The following is a 20788-nucleotide window of genomic DNA, read 5'->3' on the forward strand; positions in this document are numbered from 1 at the left end:
GGGATTGCCGCGCTTAAATTTGCACGGGGGTGAAGCCATAGGCGTTGCCGTCCTTGACGAAGGTGCCGGTACCCGGGAACGGGAAGTGCGAGCCGGAGATGCGGATGTTGTCGGCAATCACACGATCGATCAGCTTGTGGCGCGTGGTGATCGCCGTCGGCCCGTCCTGATCGTAGCTGCCTTGCCACTCCGGATGCGGTGCCAGCAGTGCCGGCACATACATCGTGTCGGCCGAAATCATGATCTGCTCCTTGCCGGAGTTCGCGAGGTAGACCGAGTGGCCGGGCGTATGACCGGGCGCGGCGATGATCTGGATACCGGGCGCCACTTCGGCGCCGTCCTCGACCAGCTTCCAGTTCTTCCATTTTGGGAAGTTTTCGGCGATGCGCTTGCCCGCCGGCTTGCGCCCCTCCGGCAGTTTTGCCAGGCGGCCGGGGTCGGTCCACCACTTGTATTCCGCGGCGTTGACGATGAGCTCGGCGTTGGGGAACACAGGCGCGCTGGTGCCCTTTTCCATCAGGCCCCAGACGTGGTCGGGATGGAAATGCGAGATCATGATGGTGTCGATCGCCTTGTAGTCGATGCCGGCGGCGGCCATGTTGGCCGGCAGATGGGTGGCATTGGTTTGCCATTGGCCGACGCCCGATCCGGCATCCATCATGATCAGCCTGCCGTTCATCTTGAGGACGACGACGGTGAGCGGGATGGGCATGAAATCCGTCGTCAGGCCGGCCTTGGCCAGCGCCGCCTTGGTGTCCTCGACGGAGACACCCTTGATGAAGGCCGGATCATGCGGCTTGCGCCAGATGCCGTCATAGATGGCGGTGATCTCGATATCGCCGACCTTGTATTTGTAGAAGCCGACGGTCGGCTCGACCGGCGTTTCGGCCAAGGCGGGACGAGTAAATTCCAGCTTTCCGGCGAGGCCGAAGGCGGCAGCGGCAGCCGCGGACCCAAGCAACGTGCGACGTGTCATGTTGAACATGATGATCTCCTGTGTGAAGCGGTGAGGGTGGCGTGGCGGAGAGCCAGTCGTGGCCCTCCGTCCTGATTGCTGACCTGTCGATCCTGACCCGCGGAAACTCAGTTGCCCCAGATGCCCTGGCCGTACTGAGCTGGCGCGCTGGCATCGGCGTCACCCTGGACCTTGTTGGACTTTCGGATCGAGCCGGTGTGCGAGGTGTCGATTTTTGAAACCGAATGGCCGGCGGTCGGCTGGTTGGAAGTGTTCGAGCCGTAGTGGTCGCTGCCGGCGAAGGCCGTGCCGGTAGCAACGAGGATGGCGGCGGCGGTAAGGACGATCTTTTTCATGTCGATGGTTCCTGTTTGTGAATGGTGAGAGAAGTTGTTCGGAGGCGCGTTCAGCGGCCCCAGAGTCCGTCGTTGTTGTGCCGGGTGATGATGTCCTGAACCGACCCCTGGCTCGGCCCGGTCGTCACCTTGGTGTCGACGCCGTCCCGGCGCGGGGTGTAGGGAATGGAAGCAGTGGCATTGGTGTCGACGGTAGCGACCGGCTGGTTGGAGTTGTTGGCGCCATGGTCGCTGCCGGCAAAGGCAGCGCTTGAGGCAAGCAGCATGGCAGCCACGCTGAGAGCGAGCTTGGTCATTTCGGTAGGTCCTTGTTTCGTTTCTTGGTTGCGTGCCGGGAAATTGGCCCCGCTAACAACAAGACTCGCCAGGGCATCCCTTTATTCCCGGGTGGCGCGAAATTCTTTTCAGAATCCCGAAATCAGCGGCGGCGTCCGCCCGGAACTGGGCCAGCCGATGCCGCACGAGCACGCACGTCGCGTCCGAAGTCGGCACCATGCCCCTGCCACGGTCCGTCAGCCCACGCAGGATCTGAGCCTGGGTGACGTCGCATTTGATATCGGCTGCGGAGGTCTGGACGGACGGCTATCAGCCGGTGACGATGGCGGCGCGGAAGCGCGCCACGAAATCGTCGAGCTCCTGCCGCTCCATGTCGGAAATCGCCCAATAGGAGAAGGCGCCGTCGCTCCAATGCACCAGCGAGAAGCCGCCCTCCGAAAGATCGACAGGGTCGGTCACAGCCCCGGCATTTTGCGGCTCGGCGACAAGGGTGATCAGATGTTCGCGGTGGCGATAGACCAGCGCCGGCACAGCCCTACCGCCGATGACCTCGACCCTGCCGCCGATGAGCGCAAATCCGTCCTTCGCCATGTCTGGCGCCGGTGGCGAAAGGCCGAGCCTTGCGTCGAGCCACGGCTTTACCGTGTGTCGGTCCGACGAGACGACATCCACCGGGCTCGTCGCCAGCAGGCTGCGCTGGTGGCCGCTGGCCACCCCCGCGGCAAAGCCATCGATTGCACCAGGCTGCATCGCCCATTGCGTCGCGCCGCTCGCCAGCACCGCGCTGATCATGATCGACGCCGCCATGGCGCGCCAATCGAAGGATCCGAAGTTGCGCGCTGACCACCTCGTTTGAGTGGCCTTCGCCTGCGCCGGCGCTTTGGGGCGCAGCACCTCCACATTGCCGGCTGCGGCCATCGCTGCGATGCGCGCGCTGAACGCGTCGCTCACCTGCGGCTTCGGAAACCTGGCCACCGCCCCTTGCAAGGCCATGATGCGGGCATGTTCGGCCGCCAGCTTGGGATCGGCGGCGATGCGCCGCTCGACCGCCATTGCCGCGGCGGCATCGAGCTCTCCATCGACCAGCGCGTGCAGCATCAGGTTCATGCCTGCGGCGTCCTCGGGCAATCCGTCATTGTGCGCGTTCATTGCGCCCTCCCAAGGTCAGAGATCAGCAGGCCGCGCGCCCGCGCCAGCCGCGACATCACCGTGCCCATCGGCACGCCCAGCATGGCTGCGATATCGCGGTAGGCGAGGCCATTGATGTCGCGCAGCACCAGCGTCTCGCGAAAGGGTTGCGGCAGGGCGGCGATCGCCGCCTCCAGGGCCGCCGTGTCTGCCTTGGCGATCAGGCTCGCCTCCGGGCTTTCGCTATCAGTCAGATCGGCTGCGTGAGCGGCACTCACCTCGTCGAGATCGCCGAGGTCGCCCACCGAGACGATGCTGCGCGGGCGATTGCGCGCCAGCCATGTGTAGCACGAGTTGCGAACGATGGTGAGCAGCCAGGCGCGTGCATTGCCGCCGGCATAGCTGGCGATGTTGGCATGCGCCTTCATGCAGGCGTCCTGCACGACATCCTCGGCGTCGGTGGCATTGCCGGTCAGCCAGCGGGCCAGCGATAGCGCGTCGGCGAGGTGAGGCATTACCACTTCGCTGAAGCGGTCGGCCTGCGCATTGCTGCTCAGCATCGGTGCACCGTCATGTGCGCCTCGCCTTGAGCTGTGCTCATGGGGCGAGGATGGTTCTGCCTTGCGAGCGAACCCTGCCGACATATGCCGGGTCGCCAGCTGCGGTGAAATTGAAAGCAAGTGTCTCATCGATGTCAATCACACAGCGGGTCGCAACGATGCGTCCATCCGGATGCGTACTTGAGCACAAGCAATGCGCGTCAGTGTGGGGGCTTGCAGTGTGGCGTTCCTTCAAGGTCAATCAGCAGCGTATGCATGGAAGACCAGCGCCAGCGACGGTTTATTCCCGGATGCCGCAATCTTTTTTCACGGCAATGTGATTGGCCAGGGCAACGCCTCGCCTCAAGCTGCTCAGGGACTCCTAGCAAAGTTGGGCACTGCGTTGTCGAGTGACCCGCATGCGAAAGAGTGGTCCGGCGGCCTGGTGCAAATTTGCCGGCCGGGCCTAGCCGGCTTCTGGCGGTCGCCGGCTGATCTCGATATGCGTGATCGCTAGTATGAACGCAAGGCGGCGTCGAACTTAGCCCGCCGGCGGTGGTCACTGGCTATGAACTCGGCCCTGTCTCCCCTGCTTCAACGCCAAAGGCGTTCAGTTCGCCGCCCCTCGCTAGCCCGGCTGAACCGACCGGGCGGGAACCGAAGACAGCGGGCGTTGATCTTCTGGCCGGTCGTTGAGGTAGAGCAGGCCGCCCAGGACGACGAACACCATGCCGATCGCCATCACCCCAACCATCAGCACGGCGATCGCGGTACCTGGACCGTGGCCGGTTTTGATAATGGTCGACCGATGGGGCATGGCGCTATCCTCCCGACACATGTCCGGCGGTTTCATGCCGGAAATCATGCGGCAAACGGTATGCGCGGCGAGATGTTCCTTCGGCCGGGCTTCAGTTAGGCTACATAGGACTTTTGCGCTGTTTTGTTAGGACCAAGGTCTGAGGTCGCAAGCGCGAAAACCGGACCGACATGTTCCTTGGAGGTTCCGCTATCTTAGCCAAACAAGACATAACGGTGAGCCGTGCTGTGCAGCGCGGGCGAGGGACGGCGCTAGAGGCCGAGCGCGGTCCTGAAGCTCGAAAGCTCGGCGTCGGTGATCGGGACCACGTGCTGCGGCTCGGGATAGGCGCCTGTCTGCACGTCGGAGATGAACTCGCGATAGGCGGCGATACGCTCGCGCTGCAGCCGTTCATATTCGGCGGCGAAGTTGCGGTAGGTCTTGGCGTGGCGCGGCTTGTGGCCGGTGGTGTGGCCGAGCACGTCCTCGCTGAACAGATATTGCGCGTCGGCATGTGGTCCGGCGCCCATGCCAAGCATGATCATCGGCGTATTCGCGGTGATCAGTTCGCCGATGCGGTCGGGCACCACCTCCAGCTCGGCGCCAAAGCAGCCGATGGCCTCTAGCCGCTTGACGTGGTCCCACACCGCACGCGCGCTCTCGGCGGTCCTGCCGACGGCCTTGAAGCCGCCGGTCCAGGTGCATTGCGAGGGGATCAGGCCGACATGGGCGACGACCGGCACCGCGTTGTCGCAAAGCGTCTTCTGGATATCGAGCGAGGCGGCGCAGTAGAAGCAGTCGCCGCCGATGCGCATGTAGTGATAGGCGGTTTTCAGATAGTCCTCGGCTGTGATCAGATTGCCGAACGGGCCGTAGGGGAGACCGACCTGCACGAAGCAGCGGCCGGCGGCGTCGCGCATCTCGGGCGTGAAAAAGCGACCCTCGATCGACAGCATGTCGACGCCGGCCGCATTCGCCGCCGCCGCCTCCTCGAGCGAGGTGACGTAGAGCATGGAAATCTTTTGTCCGCGGCTTTTCATGGCGCGGATGTCGGCGACGGTGGGGCGGCTGCTCTTGGTGACCATTCTCGTTCCTCAGACAGTGAAAGTGTCGCGGAAGGCCAGCAAGGCCGCCTCGGGATCGCTAGAGGCAAACGCCTCCGCGAGCGAGAAAGTGTCGGACATGTCAGGCCTCAATGTGCACGCGGCCGTCCTCGACCTTCGTGGCGTAGGTTTTAAGGTTCACACAGACCGGCGCGCGCACCGCTTCGCCGGTCCGGTAATCGAACACGCCGTTGTGCTTCGGGCATTCGATCCTGTGTTCCATGACCAGCCCGTCGCTCAGATGCACCTTCTCATGCGTGCACAGCCCGTCGGTGCAGTAGAATGTATCGTCGGGACTGCGGTAGATGGCGAATGTCCGGCCATCATGATCGAAGCGGATGACGTCCTCTTCCTCGATGTCATCCGTCGCGCACGCATCAATCCACTTTGCCATTGTCGTCCTGCAGCCTTGGTCCTCGGTTGGTCGAAAAGTCGGSCGGCGGACCATGTGTCCGCCGGCCGCCCGGGAGGGAAGATGCCCGTGTGGAAGGCATCTTCACTGGGTTCACGCATGCGCCCCGTCGCGCGGCGCATGCCCGTCGTTGGTCGCCGAGAAGCTCTCGATCTCGGCTTCGAGCTCAGCCATCTGCTCGCCGCCGGCCATGAGGTCGGTGATCGCTTCGCGGCTTTTCTCACCCTTGCGGAAATCGGCGGCCTTGGAGCCTCTGATGAGCACGGCGAAGTGGTCGCCGACGGTCAGCGCATGCACGACATTGTGGGTGATGAAGATGACCGCGATGCCCTTGCGGCGCGCCTGCAGGACGATGCGCAGCACATGCGCCGCCTCCTTGACACCAAGGGCCGCGGTCGGCTCGTCGAGGATCAGCACGCTGGCGCCGAAATGGACGGCGCGTGCGATGGCCAGCGCCTGGCGCTCGCCGCCCGACAGGCCGCCGACCAGGCGATCGCCATCGTCGATGCGGGTGATGCCGAGCTGGCGCATCTCGGTGACGGCGGTCTCGTTGGCCCGCTTGCGGTCGTAGATGGTGAGCGGACCCCAGCGCCGTGTCGGCTCGGCGCCGACGAAGAAGGAGCGGCCGATGCTCATCAGCGGGAACGTTCCGCCGAACTGGTGGACCGTCGCGATGCCATGGTCGCTGGCATCGCGCGGGCTGCCGAATTCGACCGCCTTGCCGTCCATTTCCATGGTCCCCGATGTCGGCCTGTGGACGCCGGAGAGGATCTTGATCAGCGTGGATTTGCCGGCGCCATTGTCGCCGAGCAGGCACAGCACCTCGCCTCTGTTGACCTCGAGCGAGATGTCATGAAGCACGTCGATCGGACCGAACGACTTGTTTATTCCGGTCAGCCGGAGCAGGGGCGTGGTCACTAGCGTGCCCTCGATTTGGTGCGCGGCGCGTAGGTCAGCGCCATGGTGCGGAAAGTGTTGTTCATCAGCACGGCGGCGAGCAGCAGGACGCCGATGATCAGGCTTGCCCAGTTGGCGTCGAAGCCGGTGTAGAAAATGCCCTGGTTGACGATCGAGAAGGTCAGCGTGCCGAGCACGATGCCCACCACCGAGCCGTAGCCGCCGGTAAGCAGAACGCCGCCGATGACCACCGCGATGATCGAGTTGAAGATGAACGACTGCCCCGCCGCCACCTGGGCGCTGTTGTAGAGGATCGCCTGCGACATGCCGACGAAGGCCGCACACAGGCCGCTGCTCATGAACAGCGCGATGGTGACACGGTCGGTCGGTATGCCGGCATTGCGGGCGCTGACGGCGTCGCCGCCCATGGCCAGGATCCAGTTGCCGAAGCGCGAGAAATTCAGGATGAAGCCGACGATCAGGACGACGGCGATCCACCAGAACAGGGTGACCTGGAACTTGCCGCCGAGATAGTCGCCGAACACCATCTTGGCGATCGGTCCGCTCTTCAGTGCGACACTGGTGCTGCCGGACAGGATGATCGAAAGGCCGAGCGTCAGGCCGGCCAGCGCAAACAGCGTTGCCAGCGTGACGACGAAGGACGGTACCTTGGTGCGGATCACCAGGACCCCGTTGATGAAGCCGACGGCAAGGCCAAGACCGAGCGCGGCGAGGATGCCGACGATGATCGGTGCCCCGTAGTGGCCCGAGATGATGGCAATGGTCATCGAACTGGCCGGGATCATCGATCCGACCGAGAGATCGAGGTGTCCGGCGATCATCAGCAATCCGACGGGGAGGGCGATGATGCCGAGTTCCGAGGCGACGTTGAGCCAGCTGGCGGCACCGCCGGCCGACATGAAGTTGGCGCCACCGAAGATCGAGAAGAACACCAGCACGGCGATCATGCCGATCAGCGAGCCGACCTCGGGTCGCCGCACGAGGCTGCCGATCGAGGGTATCGGGGAGTGCGGTGGTGCAGTCGCGACCACTGCGGGTTGGTCATGGGCTTGGGATGTCATCGAAGTGGTCCCTGGCTTGAACAATGGGGGCCCTGGCGCACAGCCCTCGTCAGGGGCGCCGGGCGGCGATGTCCGGCCCGCGGATGGGCCGGACACTCATTTTGCGCAAGTTAGCGGGCTCCGGCCGCCGCACCAGCCAATGTCGCGTCGACATTGGCGGCGTCGACGATCCCCGGTCCGGTCAGCACCGGCTTGGTCGGCAGATCGAGCCCATAGTTGACGAAGCCGTTGAGCAGCGACACTGCGAGATAGCCCTGCAGGTAAGGCTGCTGGTCGATCGAGAACAGCTGCGTGCCGTCCTTGATGCGCTGCAGGCCGGTCTCGTCCATGTCGAACGAAGCGAGCTTGACCTTGTCGCCGACACTGGCCTGGCTGATGGCGTTGGCCGCACTGTTGGCGTCACCGGCGCTGATGGTGATGAGGCCGTCGAGGGTGTTGTCCTTCAGCACGGCGGCCTTGATCGCCTCGGCGACCGCGGTCGGGTTGCCGAAGCTGGAGGAGGGCAGCGGCAGCTGGGTGGACTTGCCGCCGCTCTTGGCGATGGCGTCGGCTATGCCCTTGCAACGGTCTTCGGTGTTGGTTGAGCCTGGCAGCGTGTTGACGCACAGCACGTTCTTGGCGCCGTGGCTGCCGAAATAGGTGCCGCCGCCGAGGCCGGCCGCGTATTCCTCGTTGCCGACATAGTTCATGGCGCCGAGCCGCTTGGCTGCATCCATGCCGCCGGAATTGTAGATGATGAGCGGCACGCCGGCGGCAACGACTTCCTTGAAGGCGTCATCCATGGCCTCGGGCACCCAGTCCGGGCCAACGATCGCGCTCGGCTTCTGGCTGAGCGCGGTGCGGATCAGCTTGGCGGCGTCGGGGCCGAGATTGTCGTAGTTCTGCGGACCGAGCCATGTCACCGAGCCGCCCGTCAGTTCGGCGACTTTGCCGGCATCGTCCGCGCCCTTCTTGACCTTCGACCAGAACGGGTCGTCCGCCTTGCCGCCGATGACGAAGATCTTCGCCCCGTCGGCCATTGCGGCAGTGGCGCCCGTCGCCAGCACGGCCGCGGTCATCATCGCCGTCAAAAGTTTCGTTGTACGCTTCATGTCGTCTCCTCCCGGTTGCCGTCGTCCGACGGGTTTAGAAAAACTCTGAATTCATCTGCCGGTGCGCACCTCTCCCGTTGCGCGCCGTGTCACTTGATCAATGGTTCGCCGCGGCCTTGGCGTTCATGCGTTCCTTCTTTTTCTGGAAGCGGGCGTCCATCGCGGCGTCGCCGTCCCGGGTGCCGTCGTGCCAGGTGCCGAACCAGCGATCGAGCGGGATCAACCCGTCGCCGCCATAGTTCACCTCGAAATATTTGTGGTGCAGGTAGTGCGTGTAGGCGTGGCTGTTGACCGCCGTGTCCTCGCTCACCTCAAGCTTGTCGAAGCCGAGATGGCCATTGACGGCGCCGAAGCCGGCGACATGCAGCTGGAACAGCGCAACGATCGGATTGGACGGTATGATGAGGTGCCAGAAGGCCACCGCGTGATAGAGGAACCCTTCCACCGGGTGCATCGACAGCGACGACCAGGGCGAGGGGTTGATCGAATTGTGGTGGACCGAATGGATCCAGCGATAGAGCGGACCCCAGTGGATCAGCCGGTGGATGAAGAAGAAGTGCACCTCGTGGATGGCCGGCGCGATTAGCACCAGCGCCGCGAGATAGACCGGGTTGTCCTGCCAGCCGACCCACGGCACGTAGCCATTGGCAAAGCACCACAGGAAAATGACTTCGACGACTGTCCACAACGGGATGGTGATGAAGAACGAGCGCAGGAAATTGTCGAGGTTCTGGCTCTGGAACCAGAAGACGTCGGACGGCGCGTCGCCGGGGAATTTGTGGTTGTACTTGAACCGCGTCGCCTGAGCGCGCTTGATGTAATAGCGCAGCTCGAAAATGCCGTAGAAGACCAGGATCGCCGCGGCGTTGACGGCGTAGAGCCACAGCGCCCAGCCCCAGCTGATGGTCTTCATCGTCTCGACGCCGGGCACGACGTAGAACCAGTAGATGATGGCGGTGGCCATGTGGAAGGCATTCCACGGCCAGATATAGCCGGGCAGCCATGCCAGGATTTTTGGCAGTTTCGGCGGCCAGTTCCAAAGCGGCACCGCCTCGATGCGCCCGTTCGGCTTCCAGTCGCCGCGCTTGTCGCGCACACCGTATTTCAGATCGTCCATGCAAATCCTCCACCCGCAATGCCGCACCTGCCGATGCCCTGGGAGGGCCGCACGCGCACGCTGCCTCGCACCGCCTGAAGGCGGTGGGCGAAAACCCGTCTGCGCTGTGCTGCTGCTATCCCTGGGCTGGCGGTGCATCCGCCTTGCTTGCTTTTTCAGAGATAAACATCTTGATCCAAAATGAATCAAGAATAGAATGTTTGTTCCAATTGGATTGTGTCATTCATATCAATTTGGCACGATAGATGATATCTTAGTATCAATTGCACCAAGCGGATGAAACGAAATGGATCACAACAAACGGCCGACGATCAGGGATGTCGCCGCCGAGGCCAACGTTTCGGTGGCCACCGTCAACCGGGTGCTGAGCGGCGCCGGCGCCGTCCGCCAGGGCACGCGCGAGCGCGTCAGGCTGGCGGCCGAGCAAATCGGTTTCTATGGCATGGGCGCGCTGCGCAGCCGCATCGCGGCGGCACGGCCGCGCTACCGCTTCGGCTTCCTGCTGCACCAGCCCGGCCGCGCCTTCTACCGCAACATCGCCGAGGCGATACGCGCGGTGGCGCCGACCATTCCCGACTGCGAGATAGAGCTGCGCACCGAGTTTCTCGACGATTTGTCGCCGCAGAACGTTGCCGCGCGCCTGCTGGCGCTCGGCGCCGAATGCGACGCCGTCGGCGTCGTCGCCGCGGTCCATCCGCTGGTCACGCAAGCGGTCGATACGCTCAATGCCCGCAACGTGCCGGTGTTTGCGCTGATCTCGCAGATCTCGGCGACGGGCCATGTGCGCTACATCGGGCTCGACAACTGGAAGGTCGGGCGCACCGCAGCCTGGGTGTTCGAGCACGTCTGCAAGGCACCCGGCAAGCTCGGCATCCTCGTCGGCAATCATCGCTACCGCTGCCAGGAAATGAACGAGAGCGGCTTCCGCTCCTATTTCCGCGAGCACGCGCCTGAATTCACGCTGCTCGAGCCGCTGCTGACCTTCGAATCCAGCGCCATCGCGCAGGAGATGACCGAAAGACTGCTCGGCGAAAATCCGGATCTCTGCGGCCTCTATGTCGCCGGCGGCGGCATCACCGGCGCCATTGCAGCGCTCCGCTCCACCGGCCGGGCCGGCAGCCTCGTCGTCGTCGGCTACGAGCTGATGGACTCGACCCGACCGGCGCTGCTCGACGGCACGCTGACCTTCATCATCTCCCACCCGCTCGCCCGCATCGCACACGAAGCGCTGACTGGCATGGTCCGCGCCGTGTCGGCTCCGAACGAGGGGGGGAATGTCACGACGATCTTGCCGTTTGAGGTTTATACGCGGGAGAATATCTAGGGCGGCGTATTGCAAAGCCGGGCGCTTTCCCTTGGGCTCGGTCCAGGCACCGATCTCCGATCGCCCCACCAGTGTTTCGCCCGGACAAAAGCTCGCCTTGGACGGTCCCGTAGGCGCCCTGTCGCCGGGTTGTCCATCACGGTGCGCTTCACCGACCACCCCGGCCGTAGCGCCAATGCCAAGCATGCACTAACATTCCACCCTGACCCCGTTGGGGTTGGCCGTGATCTGTTCAAATTGGGGACGTACCCATGACCAATCATTGCTGTGGACCGGGCTATGCTTCTCCTGCCGAGGCGATGAGGGCGCCTCGCGAAAAGCTGCTCTATACGATTGCCATCTACACCGGCACGGGCATTCAGAAGCCGGACTATTTGTGCACCATCGATGTCGACCCGGAGAGTTCGACCTACAGCCAGGTGATTTCACGTTTGCAGATGCCGGGCATCGGTGATGAGCTTCATCATTCGGGCTGGAATGCCTGTTCGTCGTGCCATGGCGATGCGAGCATGGAGCGGAAATATCTGATTGTGCCGGGTGTGCGCTCGTCCAATCTGCATATTGTCGATTGCGCTACCGATCCGCGCAACCCGACGCTGTTCAAGGTCATAGACGGCGCTGACATCAAAGCCAGGACCAATCTGTCGGCACCGCACACAGTGCATTGCCTCGGCTCGGACATCATCGTTTCCATGCTTGGCGATGCTCAAGGCAATGCCCCCGGCGGCTATCTGCAACTCAGCAAGGAGTTCGAGATTGTCGGCCGCTGGGAGAACTCCATGGGCAGTATCAAGTTTGGTTATGATTTCTGGTACCAGCCGCGACACAACGTAATGGTCAGCTCGGAGTGGGCCGCGCCCAACACCTTCATGCCTGGCTTTGACCTGGAAGAGGTTGGCCATCTGAAATATGGCCGGGAGATCCATCTCTGGGATTTTGAAAAGAAGGAGCCGAAGCAGACATTTTATCTCGGTGAAGATGGCCTGATCCCGCTGGAAGTGCGCTTCCATCATGATCCCGACAGCAGTCACGGCTTTGTCGGCGCGGCCCTTTCGGCGAATATCATCCATTGGTGGAAGGATGCGGCGGGTGACTGGCAATGGGAAAAAATTGTCGATGTTGGCAATGAGCCGCATCCCGAATGGCCGATTCCAATACCGGGCGTGATTTCAGTCATTCTGCTCAGCATGGACGACAGGTACCTCTATCTCTGCAACTGGCTGCACGGCGACATCCGTCAGTATGACATCTCGGACCCTCACAACGCCAAGCTTACCGGACAAGTGTGGATGGGCGGCCTTCTCGGCCGTGCGCCTGAGGTCAATGGCGTGAAAGTGACTGGCGGGCCGCAGATGATACAGCTCAGCCTCGACGGCAAGCGACTCTATGTGACGACCTCGCTCTTCTCGACCTGGGACAACCAGTTCTATCCGGAAATCCGCACCAATGGCGGATGCATGCTGATGGTCAATTGCGATACGGAAAACGGTGGCATGGAAATTGATCCGCGATTTGTCGTTGATTTTGGCAAGGAACCAAATGGACCAAGCCGCTGCCACGAAACCCGTTATCCCGGCGGTGATTGCACGAGCGACATCTGGGTATGACCAGCTTCACCATCACTCTCGCCAATCAAGGCGGTGCGGCCTTTGACGTCGACCGGCGCAAGCCGCTTTTGCAAAGCCTGCGCGAGCAGGGTGTGGACCTGCCCTACGGCTGCAAGTATGGCGGCTGCATCACCTGTGCAGCCAAGATGATCAGCGGCAAGGTCGATCAAAAGGCGCAGCGGGCGCTGAACAACCGCCAGATCAACAATGGCTACATAATCCTCTGCGTCGCCCGCCCCATGAGCGACTGCACGCTGGAGGTCGGCGTTGAGAGCCACGACAAGCTCTATCGCAACCCCTTCCTTGACCCCTTGGCCGCACATGAATTGAAAGCCGATATTGCGACCCCATTGGAAGCAAAGAAATGACCTATATGAATCATGATGAGCCCTATTCGGAGGCTTATCTGCAAGACATTCTGAAGTCGGTCAAAACCATCGCGATGGTGGGGGCGAGCCCCGATAAGACCAAGTTTTCCTATGGTGTTCTCAGGGTGCTGCACGAGACCGGCTATGACATGATCCCGGTCAACCCCAGTTCCGGTCTGGATGAAATTCGCGGGCTTAAGGTGTACCCGTCACTGGCGGCCATCGACCGGCCCGTAGATATGGTTGAGGTTTTTCGCCGCTCTGAGGATTTGCTGGAGGTTGCACAGGAGGCCATTGCAATCAATGCCAAGGTTTTGTGGGGTCAGATTGGGGTGCGCGATGACGCTGCCGCCCGGTTGGCGGAGGAAGCGGGCTTGAAAGTTGTGATGAACCGCTGTCCCAAGATCGAGTTGTTCCGCCCCTTCTGGAAGCCGAAGTTGCACTTGGGAATATGATTGCAGGCTCACGGAATTCCGAGTTGTCGCGGCAATCAACCTGTTCCCTCCGGTCCTGGACGATGATGCTGCTAGCTCATTGAATTCTGCCTGAGGTACGATGCCAGATGGTCGCTGAGATCACGCGCGTCGTCGCCGGCGCCGTCGATCAGCGCGGACTTGCGGCGGCGCAGGAACTGCATCCCCATCAGGTACAGGCCCGGATAGTCAGCAACCCCGCCGTCGTGACGGACGTAGCCCTTGCGGTCGAGGACCGGCAGCTCCAGCCAGGAGTAGTCCGGCCGGTAGCCGGTGGCCCAGACGATCGTCCTGATCGCGCCTGCGGCGAGGTCGAGGCCGAGCGGCGGGCTGTCCTCGACACGGGTCGGCGGCAGGCGATCCGGCGGCCCGACGGTCGCGTCCAGGCCGTTGGTGCGGGCCCATTCGTCGATGAGGTCGAGCAGTCGGGCCATCTTGAGATCGGAAAGCGCGCACATGTTGCGCAACGACCCCGCAAACTGGGCCTTGCCATCTTCGGTGATGCCGGCGAGACGGCCGACGAGCCTGACGCCGATGTCGACCAACGCATTGAGGTCGAGGGTGGTGCGGTCTCGCGTGCCGGCAAGCTGCAGCGAAGGAACCCGTCGCGCCCGTCTGATGTCGTCGACCTCGTCGTAGCGCTCGTCGAGCACGCCGGCAGCGTCCATCCACCATTCCAGGTCCTTGCCGCGATAGACGCGGGGCGCCCGGATGTGCTCGCCCACCGACAGGGTCACTTGGCGCCCCGAACGCTGCAGCTCCTGAGCGATCTGGGTGCCGCTGGCCGACGCGCCCGCCACCAGCACGCCACCGTCGGCGATCTGGCCCGGATTGCGGTAGGACTGCGCCGTCAGCATGGCGACCGACGGCGGCACGCGGACGGCGAAATCGGGCAGGCGCGCGATGTTGCAAGCGCCCGACGCCAGCACCACAGTCCGGCACCGCCACTCGCCACGGTCCGTGCGCACGAGATATCCCGCCCCGTCGCTGCGAACCGAGGTAACGGTCGTGTGGGTTCTGACCGGAGCCGAGATCGCCTTGGCATAGTTCCCGAGGAAGTCGATCACCTCAGGCATCGTTCGGTAGCCGTCGGGGTCGTCGCCGTCATAGCGGAAGCCCGGCAGCCGGCTCTGCCAGTTCGGGGTGAGCAGCCGCAGCGAATCCCATCGCTCGGTGCGCCAGGTATGGGCGATCTCGCCGCGCTCCAGCAGCACATGGTCGATAGAGCGCTCCGCGAGGCAGCGGCTCATCGCGAGCCCCGCGTGCCCTGCGCCGACGATCACTGTGGTGACGGAACTAATCGCGCCCTCTCAGGAGAGTCTACGGCTCGAAGCGCCTTTCAGTTCACCACGACCGTGACGTTCGTCGGATTGGTAACAATGTCATAGACCGCCGATCGCTTTTGCGACTGAGCGACGAGAGCCTCGATGTCTTCTTGCTTGGCGTCGGCGTCGATGTTGTACCTCACCGTGATGCCGCTGAAGCCGTTGCGCACGTCGCTGTCGATGCCGAGTATGCCGGCGAGATCCATGTCGCCTTCGATGGTCGCCTTCACCGACTTCAACTGGATGTTCCGGTTCTGGGCAACCGCGGCGATGCCGGCGGTCAGGCAGCTGGCCAGCCCGACCAGCACGTATTCGACCGGCGTGGCGCCCTGATCCAGGGAAGCGAAGACCTCCGGATGGTCGGCATCGAATGCGAAGGTGGTCTTGCGATGCTGGTCCTGGCCGAGACCGTAAAAACTCTCGACCGTCGAGTGGCTGTGGGTGCCGTCCTTCCATTCGCAGGCCGCGCGCCACTTGAACTGCGCCGCCTCCGGGGCATTGGTAAGCGCTTCTTTTGCGGCGAGCAGCGCCTCTACGTTAACGCCATTGTTTGCCTGTACTTCGGAAGCCATAATTATTATCCTCCCTACCTTGCACTGGCTCAAAAACCCGACCGATTCCACTGACCTCCTGATCAGATTTCACCAAGACCTGGCATGGTATGGGCAGCGACGCGTTTCTACAAGGTGTTTCGGCAGCGGCATGGTCGCCCTCATGTACCGAGTTGCGCCATACAGGGTGCCCTGCGTGTCCTGTCGGCGTTGGTTCTTGGAGGGCGCCAGCAAGTTGGCCCACTGCATTTCGCGCGGCGATCTTCACGGCGTTGCCGACCGCTGGTTCGCCGCCGTGGACGCCATCCAGAAGGCTGTAAGGTCAATTTCGGGGTGCAAAGCCGACTTTTGACACGATTGAATACGCGTCAGCGTACCATCACCTCTGAGTGCTTAGCCTTTGCCGACTCTCCACCGCATCCAGCCTTTCCTGCAGATGCCCGTTCAGCACGATCATCTCCTTCAGCGCCTTCACCGCGTCGCCCTTTTGCTGGGCGATGAAGCTGTCGGCGATGTCCTGCAGGGCGGCTTCCTGGCGGCTGTCCAGCGTCACAATGTGATCCATGGCGATGTCTCCGATTGGCCTATTAGGGGATAGTGAACAAATAGGGAACAAATATGTCAAGAGCGAATTGACTCCTCGAGGAATGCGTTCCTATTTGCTAAGGGGTGGGGCGGTTGCTCGCAGGGAGAGCCGCGATGGGCAGACGAAACAGCCGCTACGACCGCTTGTTTGCAAGCAACGCGGAGGCAATCATCAACGATGCGCTGCGCCTGCGCCAGACAGTGCTTGCGGCGCAACTGCACCTGAAGGCCAATGGCGAGCTGTTCTGGCTGCTGAGCGGGCTGACCGACAAATTGCATGAGGTGATGGCTGTTGTGGCGGAGAAGGAGCCCGATTTCCGCGCGGCCGGGCTCGGTCTGCTGCCGCTGCCGCAGGATTATCATAAACGGAAATGAGCCATGGCCGGGCCAATGGACAGCGTCGGGCGAGCGGCCAAGGCCAACATGCTGCTCATTGTCGAGTGCGGTCACTGCTACCATGTCGGCCGCTTCCGCGCCAACGAGGTGGCCAAGGTGGCGGGCTGGAACAAGCCGCTGGAAGCCATCCGCTTCAGGTGCAAGCGCTGCAGCCGAACGGACACGACGGTGCGGACGCAGTTCATCGACCAGGACCATCCGCCGAAGGGCTACGTCTGGGTGCTGCAGAAGTTCAAGCTTTAGAACAGCGAGCCCTGCACCGGCGCCGGCGGTGTTTGCGGTGGTGCCTGCGGCGGGAACTTGATCTGCGTCGCCGGCTTCTCGACAATCACCAACGCGTCATCAGGGGCGGTGCGCTGCAAATGCCTTGCTTCAGACCACGGCGCGGTCAGCCATGTCTCGGTTTCCTCCGGCGTGGTCAGGATCACCGGCATCGCCTTTTCGTGGATCGGCGCGATCAGCGCATTGGGCTTGGTGGTGAGGAAGCCATAGAGCTCGAAGTCGCCCGGGCCGTCCTTCACCTTGCGGATGCCTTGCCAGCGCGTCCACAGGCCGGCGAAGAAGAACAGCGGCCGCTCTTCGCCGCGTGCGAACCAGACATTGCGCTGGATGCCTGTCTCAGGGTCCTTGTCGCCGGGCGTCGGGCTCGGCTCGGCAAAGCTGGTGAGCGGCACCACGCAGCGGTTCTCCACGCCGAGATATTGCTGCCAGTGGCCATATTGCGGGTTGCGGATGTTGGTGGTGCCGTAGTCTGCCTTGCCCTTCACCCGCTCGATCGGCGTCGGCATGCCCCACAGCAGATTGGCCAGCTCGCGCTGCCCGTCCGCCGCGTTGCGTACCACCGGGCCGGCTTGGTTGGGATAGATGTCGATGGAGGGTTCGAGATTGCCGAGGATATCGCGCAAGGTATGTGTCCATTGGCGGATTGCCTCCTGGCTGGTGGTGATGTTGTAGAGGTTGCACATGCCACGGCCTTCCCGGATGTCGCCGCATCTTGTTGGAAAGGGCAGGGGATTTCCAGCCTTGCCCGACCGATTGGTGACAGACCGCCTCAGCCGACGCCCCAATTCCCCAGCCCAGATTAGTTTGCATGCAAATGTTTCAAGCATGCCCGGTTTTGTGAAGTCTTTCACCGTTCTCGCGCAATCGACCGGATACAGACACATCGCAAAACCGGCGCAATGCGACGGGGCGGCGCTGCTGGTTCTGTCGCTGCGATATGGAGGATATCGATGTTCAGGAGACTTGGCCGCCTTGGAGCGGCTCTCAAACGCGCCAGCAAGCGCAAGAAAACCATGCGGGCATTGAACGACTTGCCGCCGGAAATCCGGAAGGACATCGGCTGGCCGAGGACGGTCGAATCCGACGAAATCCGCCTGCCGTTCTAAGGCGAGGCGGTGGCTCTGTCGGGCCGAAGGTCAGCGCAGCCACGCCGACTTTCGGTTTTGGATCGAGGCCCGTCAGCCAATCCCGTACACCAGGCTCACACGCCCATCCGACAGTTTCTCGACCCTGCGCAGCTCGAGCCCGCGACGATTGTGCGCCGCGCCGAACAGCGCCTTGCCGTCGCCGGCAAGCAGCGGATAGACGATCAGCCGCATTTCATCGACCAGCCCGGCATCGATCAGGCTCGCCGTAATCCTGGCGCCGCCCATCAGGTAGATGTCCTTGCCGGGTTGCTCTTTCAGCGCCGCGATGTCGTCGAGATTGCGTACGAAGCGGGTCGTCGGCCAGGCTGCCGAAGTCATGCTGTTTGACAGCACATAGTGCGGGGTTTTTGCGGCGAAGCGGGCCCATATCAGCTCGGCCGGGTTGACCAGTTTGCCGGTCATCGGCAGCGGCTGGTCCGGCTCGTTCTGCTGGATCGCGCTCCAATAGCGCTCGTAGCCGGCATACATGACGCCGCCGAGCAGGCAGGCGTCGATTTGCGGCATCAGGCCGTATTCCTCCGACCAGGCATCGACCCAGTCGGCGTAGCCCTCGGGTCCCTCCATCTTGCCGTCGACGGAAATCTTCATTCCGGTGATCATTTTGCGCATGACGTTCTCCATCAGGCTTGCGCGGAGCAAGCACGTTTGATCGTTTCAGGATGTGGGAAGGGGATGGCTCGCCCGGTTGAACCGGGCGGCGGATTATCTAGGCGACGAGCGCGCGCTCGCTGTCGGTCATCGGTTCCCCGAGATTGGGGTGGCCCTTGCCCGATGCAATCAGGCTCTTCAGGCTGCCGTTGATGTAGGTGCTCCAGCCGTCCGAGCAGGCGTCGTAGCACTCATAGTCCGGAACCAGGCCCTGGTGCGTGAAGCGGACTTCGGTCTTGCCGTCTTTTTCTGCGATGTCGAAGAGGATGTCGGTGCCCGTCCATTCGGTCTTGTCCTCGGTAAAGCTGAAATAATTCTCCAGCACGCGCCAGGCGACCTTTTTGCCGGGGATGAGCTCCGTCACCTTGATCTTGCAGCGGTGCAGATCCCGATAGCGATAGTCGAACACCTCGCCGGCCTTGTCGGTGGGCCCCTTGATGTCTTCCGACCACCAGCCGCGAACATTGGTGATGGCGGCGAAGGCTGCATCCGGGGTCTGGTCGACGGTGAAGGCGGTGGTGAAGCTGGTCATGACTGTCTCCTGTTGCGTTGTGCCCGTGGGCAGGTAGGGTTCCAAATCCATGCGTTCGTCAGGCCGGCAGGCGCCGGTCGTAGTCCGTCATCAGGCGGCTCCAGCCGTCCCAGAACGGTTCCGGCGTCCTGGCCGCCACGCGGGCGGCGAGAATGTCGAGATGCATGTGCCAGCCGGCAACGTGCATCAGCAGGCTCGAGCGGTCGGCCAGGCGGCGGTGGATGACGGTAAGCAGCACCTCATCGCCCCTGGGCGCCAGCTCGAACGAGACGTTGCCGCTGCCGCTCCAGGCGATGGTCAGCTTGCGCGGCGGATCGCACTCGACAATCCGACTCTGCATGCGGTGCTCGTCGCCAAAACCGGCCGGGCGCTCGCCGGGTGGGTCGGTCAGTTCGTCATTGCGCCAGGTAAGCTCGAAGGACGTGCCGGCCTTCATCTCCATCTCGCCCGCCGCCAGCCACTGGCGGCGCAAATCGCTCTGCGTCAGATATTCCCAGACGCGCTCGATGGTGCCGGGCAAGAGCCGTTCGATCTTCAAGGTGGCGGGCTCGATCAGTTCGCCATAGCCATCGAGCGTTTTCATCTGGTTCATTTGTCGTCTCCCTTGGATGGTGTTGTTGGCGGGGAAGGGGGTTTGCGCGCGATCTCGTCGCGCAGAAGCTGTTCGAGGACATCGAGACGGCTGGTCCAGAAGCGCTCGTAGAAGCTCAGCCATTCGTGGGCGCTGGCCAGCGGCCCGGCTTCGAGCCGGCAGACATGCGTGCGGCCGCGCACCTCGCGCCGGATCAGCCCGGCATGCTCCAGCGCCTTGATATGCTTGGAGGCCGCGGCCAGCGACATCGCAAAGGGCTCGGCCAGCTGGCTCACCGTGCGCTCGCCGCCGGCGAGGTCGCGAAGCATGTGCCGGCGCGTGGCGTCGCCGAGGGCGTGAAAGACCTGATCCATCTGTGGCGTCTCTAATTCAACCATGTAGTTGAATATAGAGATGCGCTTTCAGATAGTCAACCGTTTGGTTGAATGATTTTGAGCGACCGAGGCGGTTCAGCCGTATCAAAGCGGCGGCATCGTTCCGCTCATGGGATTGACAGGGGCTGGCCAGCGATCGGATTGTCGGCGCTTCCACTCGCTAGGAGGCGTTTGCGGACCATGACGTTGTCGGGCTTTGTTGCTTACTCGGGCGCGCTGGCAATCGCCGCGATCATTCCCGGTCCGCAGATCGTTGCCATTGTCGCGCAGGCCTTGAAAAGCGGATATCGGCAAGCCGCCTGGGTGACCGCCGGCATGGTCCTGGGCGACGTGCTTTATCTCGCCACGGTGCTCGCCGGCCTGGCGTTCATAGCGGAGACCTTCAGCTTTCTGCTGATCGCGATCAAATGGGCGGGCGTGGCCTATCTCTGCTGGCTGGCGGTGCAGTTCTGGCGGTCCGGCGAAACGTTCGACGGCGCCGACGCGGGCTCGGTCAAGAGTGGCAAGAACGCGTTTGTTTCGGGTGTCCTGATCACGCTGGGCAATCCCAAATCCGTCCTGTTTTATATTTCCATCCTGCCGACAGTCGTCGACATCCACGCGTTGTCGTCGATGGATGTCCCCATTCTCCTGGCAATCACCGCAATCATCCTGGCCGCCGTTCAGTTCCCGTTTGCCATCGCCGGGGCGAGAACCCGCCGGACCCTGCAATCGCCGCGCGCCACCCGGCTGTTCAATCGCGGCGCTGCCGTGTGCATGGGTGGCGCCGCCGCGACGATCGCCTTCAGAAATTAGGGCCCCGACCGTCGCCTAACGCTGGACTGCAAAAGA

Annotated in this window: 28 protein-coding genes; 8 read left to right on the forward strand and 20 right to left on the reverse strand. The window is 62.8% G+C overall.

Annotation, left to right across the window (positions count from 1 at the left end):
* Nucleotides 1-13: 13 nt before the first annotated feature.
* The 12 genes from AC1D0N_RS05465 to AC1D0N_RS05520 form a co-directional block, all read right to left on the reverse strand.
* Complete coding sequence (locus AC1D0N_RS05465; RefSeq protein WP_477242217.1) at nt 14-985, reverse strand: MBL fold metallo-hydrolase; 972 nt, start codon at nt 983-985, stop codon at nt 14-16.
* A 98-nt stretch (nt 986-1083) separates the two neighbouring features.
* Complete coding sequence (locus tag AC1D0N_RS05470) at nt 1084-1311, reverse strand: DUF680 domain-containing protein (protein ID WP_477242219.1); 228 nt, start codon at nt 1309-1311, stop codon at nt 1084-1086.
* Between the two features lie 50 nt (nt 1312-1361).
* The gene (locus AC1D0N_RS05475) at nt 1362-1607 is read right to left on the reverse strand and encodes a DUF680 domain-containing protein (RefSeq protein ID WP_477242221.1); all 246 of its coding nucleotides are present in this window, start codon (nt 1605-1607) and stop codon (nt 1362-1364) included.
* A gap of 289 nt (nt 1608-1896) precedes the next feature.
* Nucleotides 1897-2736: an anti-sigma factor family protein gene (locus AC1D0N_RS05480; RefSeq protein ID WP_477242223.1), complete on the reverse strand. Its 840-nt coding sequence runs from the start codon at nt 2734-2736 to the stop codon at nt 1897-1899.
* Nucleotides 2733-3272, reverse strand: coding sequence for a sigma-70 family RNA polymerase sigma factor (locus AC1D0N_RS05485; protein ID WP_477243092.1), 540 nt, complete (start codon nt 3270-3272; stop codon nt 2733-2735). The genes AC1D0N_RS05480 and AC1D0N_RS05485 overlap by 4 nt, the downstream gene beginning before the upstream one ends.
* Before the next feature lie 610 nt (nt 3273-3882).
* Nucleotides 3883-4071 carry a hypothetical protein gene (locus tag AC1D0N_RS05490; protein ID WP_477242225.1) on the reverse strand — a complete coding sequence of 63 codons (189 nt, stop codon included), beginning with the start codon at nt 4069-4071 and terminating at the stop codon, nt 3883-3885.
* A gap of 251 nt (nt 4072-4322) precedes the next feature.
* A complete protein-coding gene (locus AC1D0N_RS05495; RefSeq protein ID WP_477242227.1) occupies nt 4323-5135 on the reverse strand; it encodes a 3-methyl-2-oxobutanoate hydroxymethyltransferase in 813 nt (270 codons plus the stop codon).
* A 100-nt stretch (nt 5136-5235) separates the two neighbouring features.
* Entirely contained in the window at nt 5236-5547 is a 312-nt protein-coding gene (locus AC1D0N_RS05500) for a MocE family 2Fe-2S type ferredoxin (RefSeq protein ID WP_477242229.1), read from the reverse strand.
* Nucleotides 5548-5658: 111 nt separating this feature from the next.
* Nucleotides 5659-6483: an ATP-binding cassette domain-containing protein gene (locus AC1D0N_RS05505; protein WP_477242231.1), complete on the reverse strand. Its 825-nt coding sequence runs from the start codon at nt 6481-6483 to the stop codon at nt 5659-5661.
* Complete coding sequence (locus AC1D0N_RS05510; RefSeq protein WP_477243093.1) at nt 6483-7430, reverse strand: ABC transporter permease; 948 nt, start codon at nt 7428-7430, stop codon at nt 6483-6485. Before AC1D0N_RS05510 ends, AC1D0N_RS05505 begins: the two co-directional genes overlap by 1 nt.
* Nucleotides 7431-7654: 224 nt before the next feature.
* On the reverse strand, nt 7655-8635 hold the full coding sequence (locus AC1D0N_RS05515; RefSeq protein WP_477242233.1) for a sugar ABC transporter substrate-binding protein: 981 nt from the start codon (nt 8633-8635) through the stop codon (nt 7655-7657).
* A 97-nt stretch (nt 8636-8732) separates the two neighbouring features.
* Nucleotides 8733-9752, reverse strand: coding sequence for a sterol desaturase family protein (locus AC1D0N_RS05520; RefSeq protein ID WP_477242235.1), 1020 nt, complete (start codon nt 9750-9752; stop codon nt 8733-8735).
* Nucleotides 9753-10038: 286 nt separating this feature from the next.
* Between AC1D0N_RS05520 and AC1D0N_RS05525 the strand changes: the two genes are divergently transcribed.
* The 4 genes from AC1D0N_RS05525 to AC1D0N_RS05540 all read left to right on the forward strand — a co-directional run bounded on the left by AC1D0N_RS05525 (nt 10039) and on the right by AC1D0N_RS05540 (nt 13506).
* Nucleotides 10039-11076: a LacI family DNA-binding transcriptional regulator gene (locus tag AC1D0N_RS05525; RefSeq protein WP_477242237.1), complete on the forward strand. Its 1038-nt coding sequence runs from the start codon at nt 10039-10041 to the stop codon at nt 11074-11076.
* A 251-nt stretch (nt 11077-11327) separates the two neighbouring features.
* Nucleotides 11328-12683 (forward strand): selenium-binding family protein, encoded by a 1356-nt coding sequence (locus tag AC1D0N_RS05530; protein ID WP_477242239.1) that lies wholly within the window; start codon nt 11328-11330, stop codon nt 12681-12683.
* Nucleotides 12680-13051, forward strand: a complete 372-nt coding sequence (locus AC1D0N_RS05535; RefSeq protein WP_181060481.1) for a 2Fe-2S iron-sulfur cluster-binding protein — start codon at nt 12680-12682, stop codon at nt 13049-13051. Before AC1D0N_RS05530 ends, AC1D0N_RS05535 begins: the two co-directional genes overlap by 4 nt.
* A 5-nt stretch (nt 13052-13056) precedes the next feature.
* On the forward strand, nt 13057-13506 hold the full coding sequence (locus tag AC1D0N_RS05540) for a CoA-binding protein (protein ID WP_181060517.1): 450 nt from the start codon (nt 13057-13059) through the stop codon (nt 13504-13506).
* 71 nt (nt 13507-13577) lie between these two features.
* On the opposite strand, the gene AC1D0N_RS05545 is transcribed toward AC1D0N_RS05540, so the two are convergent.
* The 3 genes from AC1D0N_RS05545 to AC1D0N_RS05555 form a co-directional block, all read right to left on the reverse strand.
* Nucleotides 13578-14807, reverse strand: a complete 1230-nt coding sequence (locus AC1D0N_RS05545) for an NAD(P)-binding domain-containing protein (protein ID WP_477242241.1) — start codon at nt 14805-14807, stop codon at nt 13578-13580.
* A 56-nt stretch (nt 14808-14863) separates the two neighbouring features.
* Nucleotides 14864-15421: an OsmC family protein gene (locus tag AC1D0N_RS05550; RefSeq protein ID WP_477242243.1), complete on the reverse strand. Its 558-nt coding sequence runs from the start codon at nt 15419-15421 to the stop codon at nt 14864-14866.
* Between the two features lie 358 nt (nt 15422-15779).
* Complete coding sequence (locus AC1D0N_RS05555; protein WP_477242245.1) at nt 15780-15965, reverse strand: hypothetical protein; 186 nt, start codon at nt 15963-15965, stop codon at nt 15780-15782.
* A 134-nt stretch (nt 15966-16099) separates the two neighbouring features.
* Here AC1D0N_RS05555 and AC1D0N_RS05560 point away from each other — a divergent pair, with 134 nt between their 5' ends.
* The gene (locus AC1D0N_RS05560) at nt 16100-16360 is read left to right on the forward strand and encodes a hypothetical protein (RefSeq protein ID WP_477242247.1); all 261 of its coding nucleotides are present in this window, start codon (nt 16100-16102) and stop codon (nt 16358-16360) included.
* Between the two features lie 3 nt (nt 16361-16363).
* Nucleotides 16364-16624, forward strand: a complete 261-nt coding sequence (locus AC1D0N_RS05565) for a hypothetical protein (RefSeq protein WP_477242249.1) — start codon at nt 16364-16366, stop codon at nt 16622-16624.
* On the opposite strand, the gene AC1D0N_RS05570 is transcribed toward AC1D0N_RS05565, so the two are convergent.
* A complete protein-coding gene (locus AC1D0N_RS05570) occupies nt 16621-17346 on the reverse strand; it encodes an SOS response-associated peptidase (protein WP_477242250.1) in 726 nt (241 codons plus the stop codon). The two genes, AC1D0N_RS05565 and AC1D0N_RS05570, sit on opposite strands and share 4 nt — an antisense overlap.
* A gap of 267 nt (nt 17347-17613) precedes the next feature.
* On the opposite strand from AC1D0N_RS05570, the gene AC1D0N_RS05575 reads away from it, so the two are divergent.
* On the forward strand, nt 17614-17769 hold the full coding sequence (locus AC1D0N_RS05575) for a hypothetical protein (RefSeq protein ID WP_477242252.1): 156 nt from the start codon (nt 17614-17616) through the stop codon (nt 17767-17769).
* A 72-nt stretch (nt 17770-17841) separates the two neighbouring features.
* Here the strand turns inward: AC1D0N_RS05575 and AC1D0N_RS05580 are convergent, their stop codons facing one another.
* The 4 genes from AC1D0N_RS05580 to AC1D0N_RS05595 all read right to left on the reverse strand — a co-directional run bounded on the left by AC1D0N_RS05580 (nt 17842) and on the right by AC1D0N_RS05595 (nt 19960).
* The gene (locus AC1D0N_RS05580) at nt 17842-18420 is read right to left on the reverse strand and encodes a dihydrofolate reductase family protein (protein ID WP_477242254.1); all 579 of its coding nucleotides are present in this window, start codon (nt 18418-18420) and stop codon (nt 17842-17844) included.
* A gap of 97 nt (nt 18421-18517) precedes the next feature.
* A complete protein-coding gene (locus AC1D0N_RS05585) occupies nt 18518-18991 on the reverse strand; it encodes an SRPBCC family protein (protein WP_477242256.1) in 474 nt (157 codons plus the stop codon).
* A gap of 58 nt (nt 18992-19049) precedes the next feature.
* Nucleotides 19050-19583, reverse strand: a complete 534-nt coding sequence (locus AC1D0N_RS05590; protein ID WP_477242258.1) for an SRPBCC family protein — start codon at nt 19581-19583, stop codon at nt 19050-19052.
* Nucleotides 19580-19960, reverse strand: a complete 381-nt coding sequence (locus AC1D0N_RS05595) for an ArsR/SmtB family transcription factor (RefSeq protein WP_477242260.1) — start codon at nt 19958-19960, stop codon at nt 19580-19582. Before AC1D0N_RS05595 ends, AC1D0N_RS05590 begins: the two co-directional genes overlap by 4 nt.
* A gap of 177 nt (nt 19961-20137) precedes the next feature.
* Between AC1D0N_RS05595 and AC1D0N_RS05600 the strand changes: the two genes are divergently transcribed.
* A complete protein-coding gene (locus AC1D0N_RS05600) occupies nt 20138-20752 on the forward strand; it encodes a LysE family translocator (RefSeq protein WP_477242262.1) in 615 nt (204 codons plus the stop codon).
* Nucleotides 20753-20788 lie beyond the last annotated feature (36 nt).

Source organism: Mesorhizobium sp. P2_E10 (assembly GCF_056404235.1).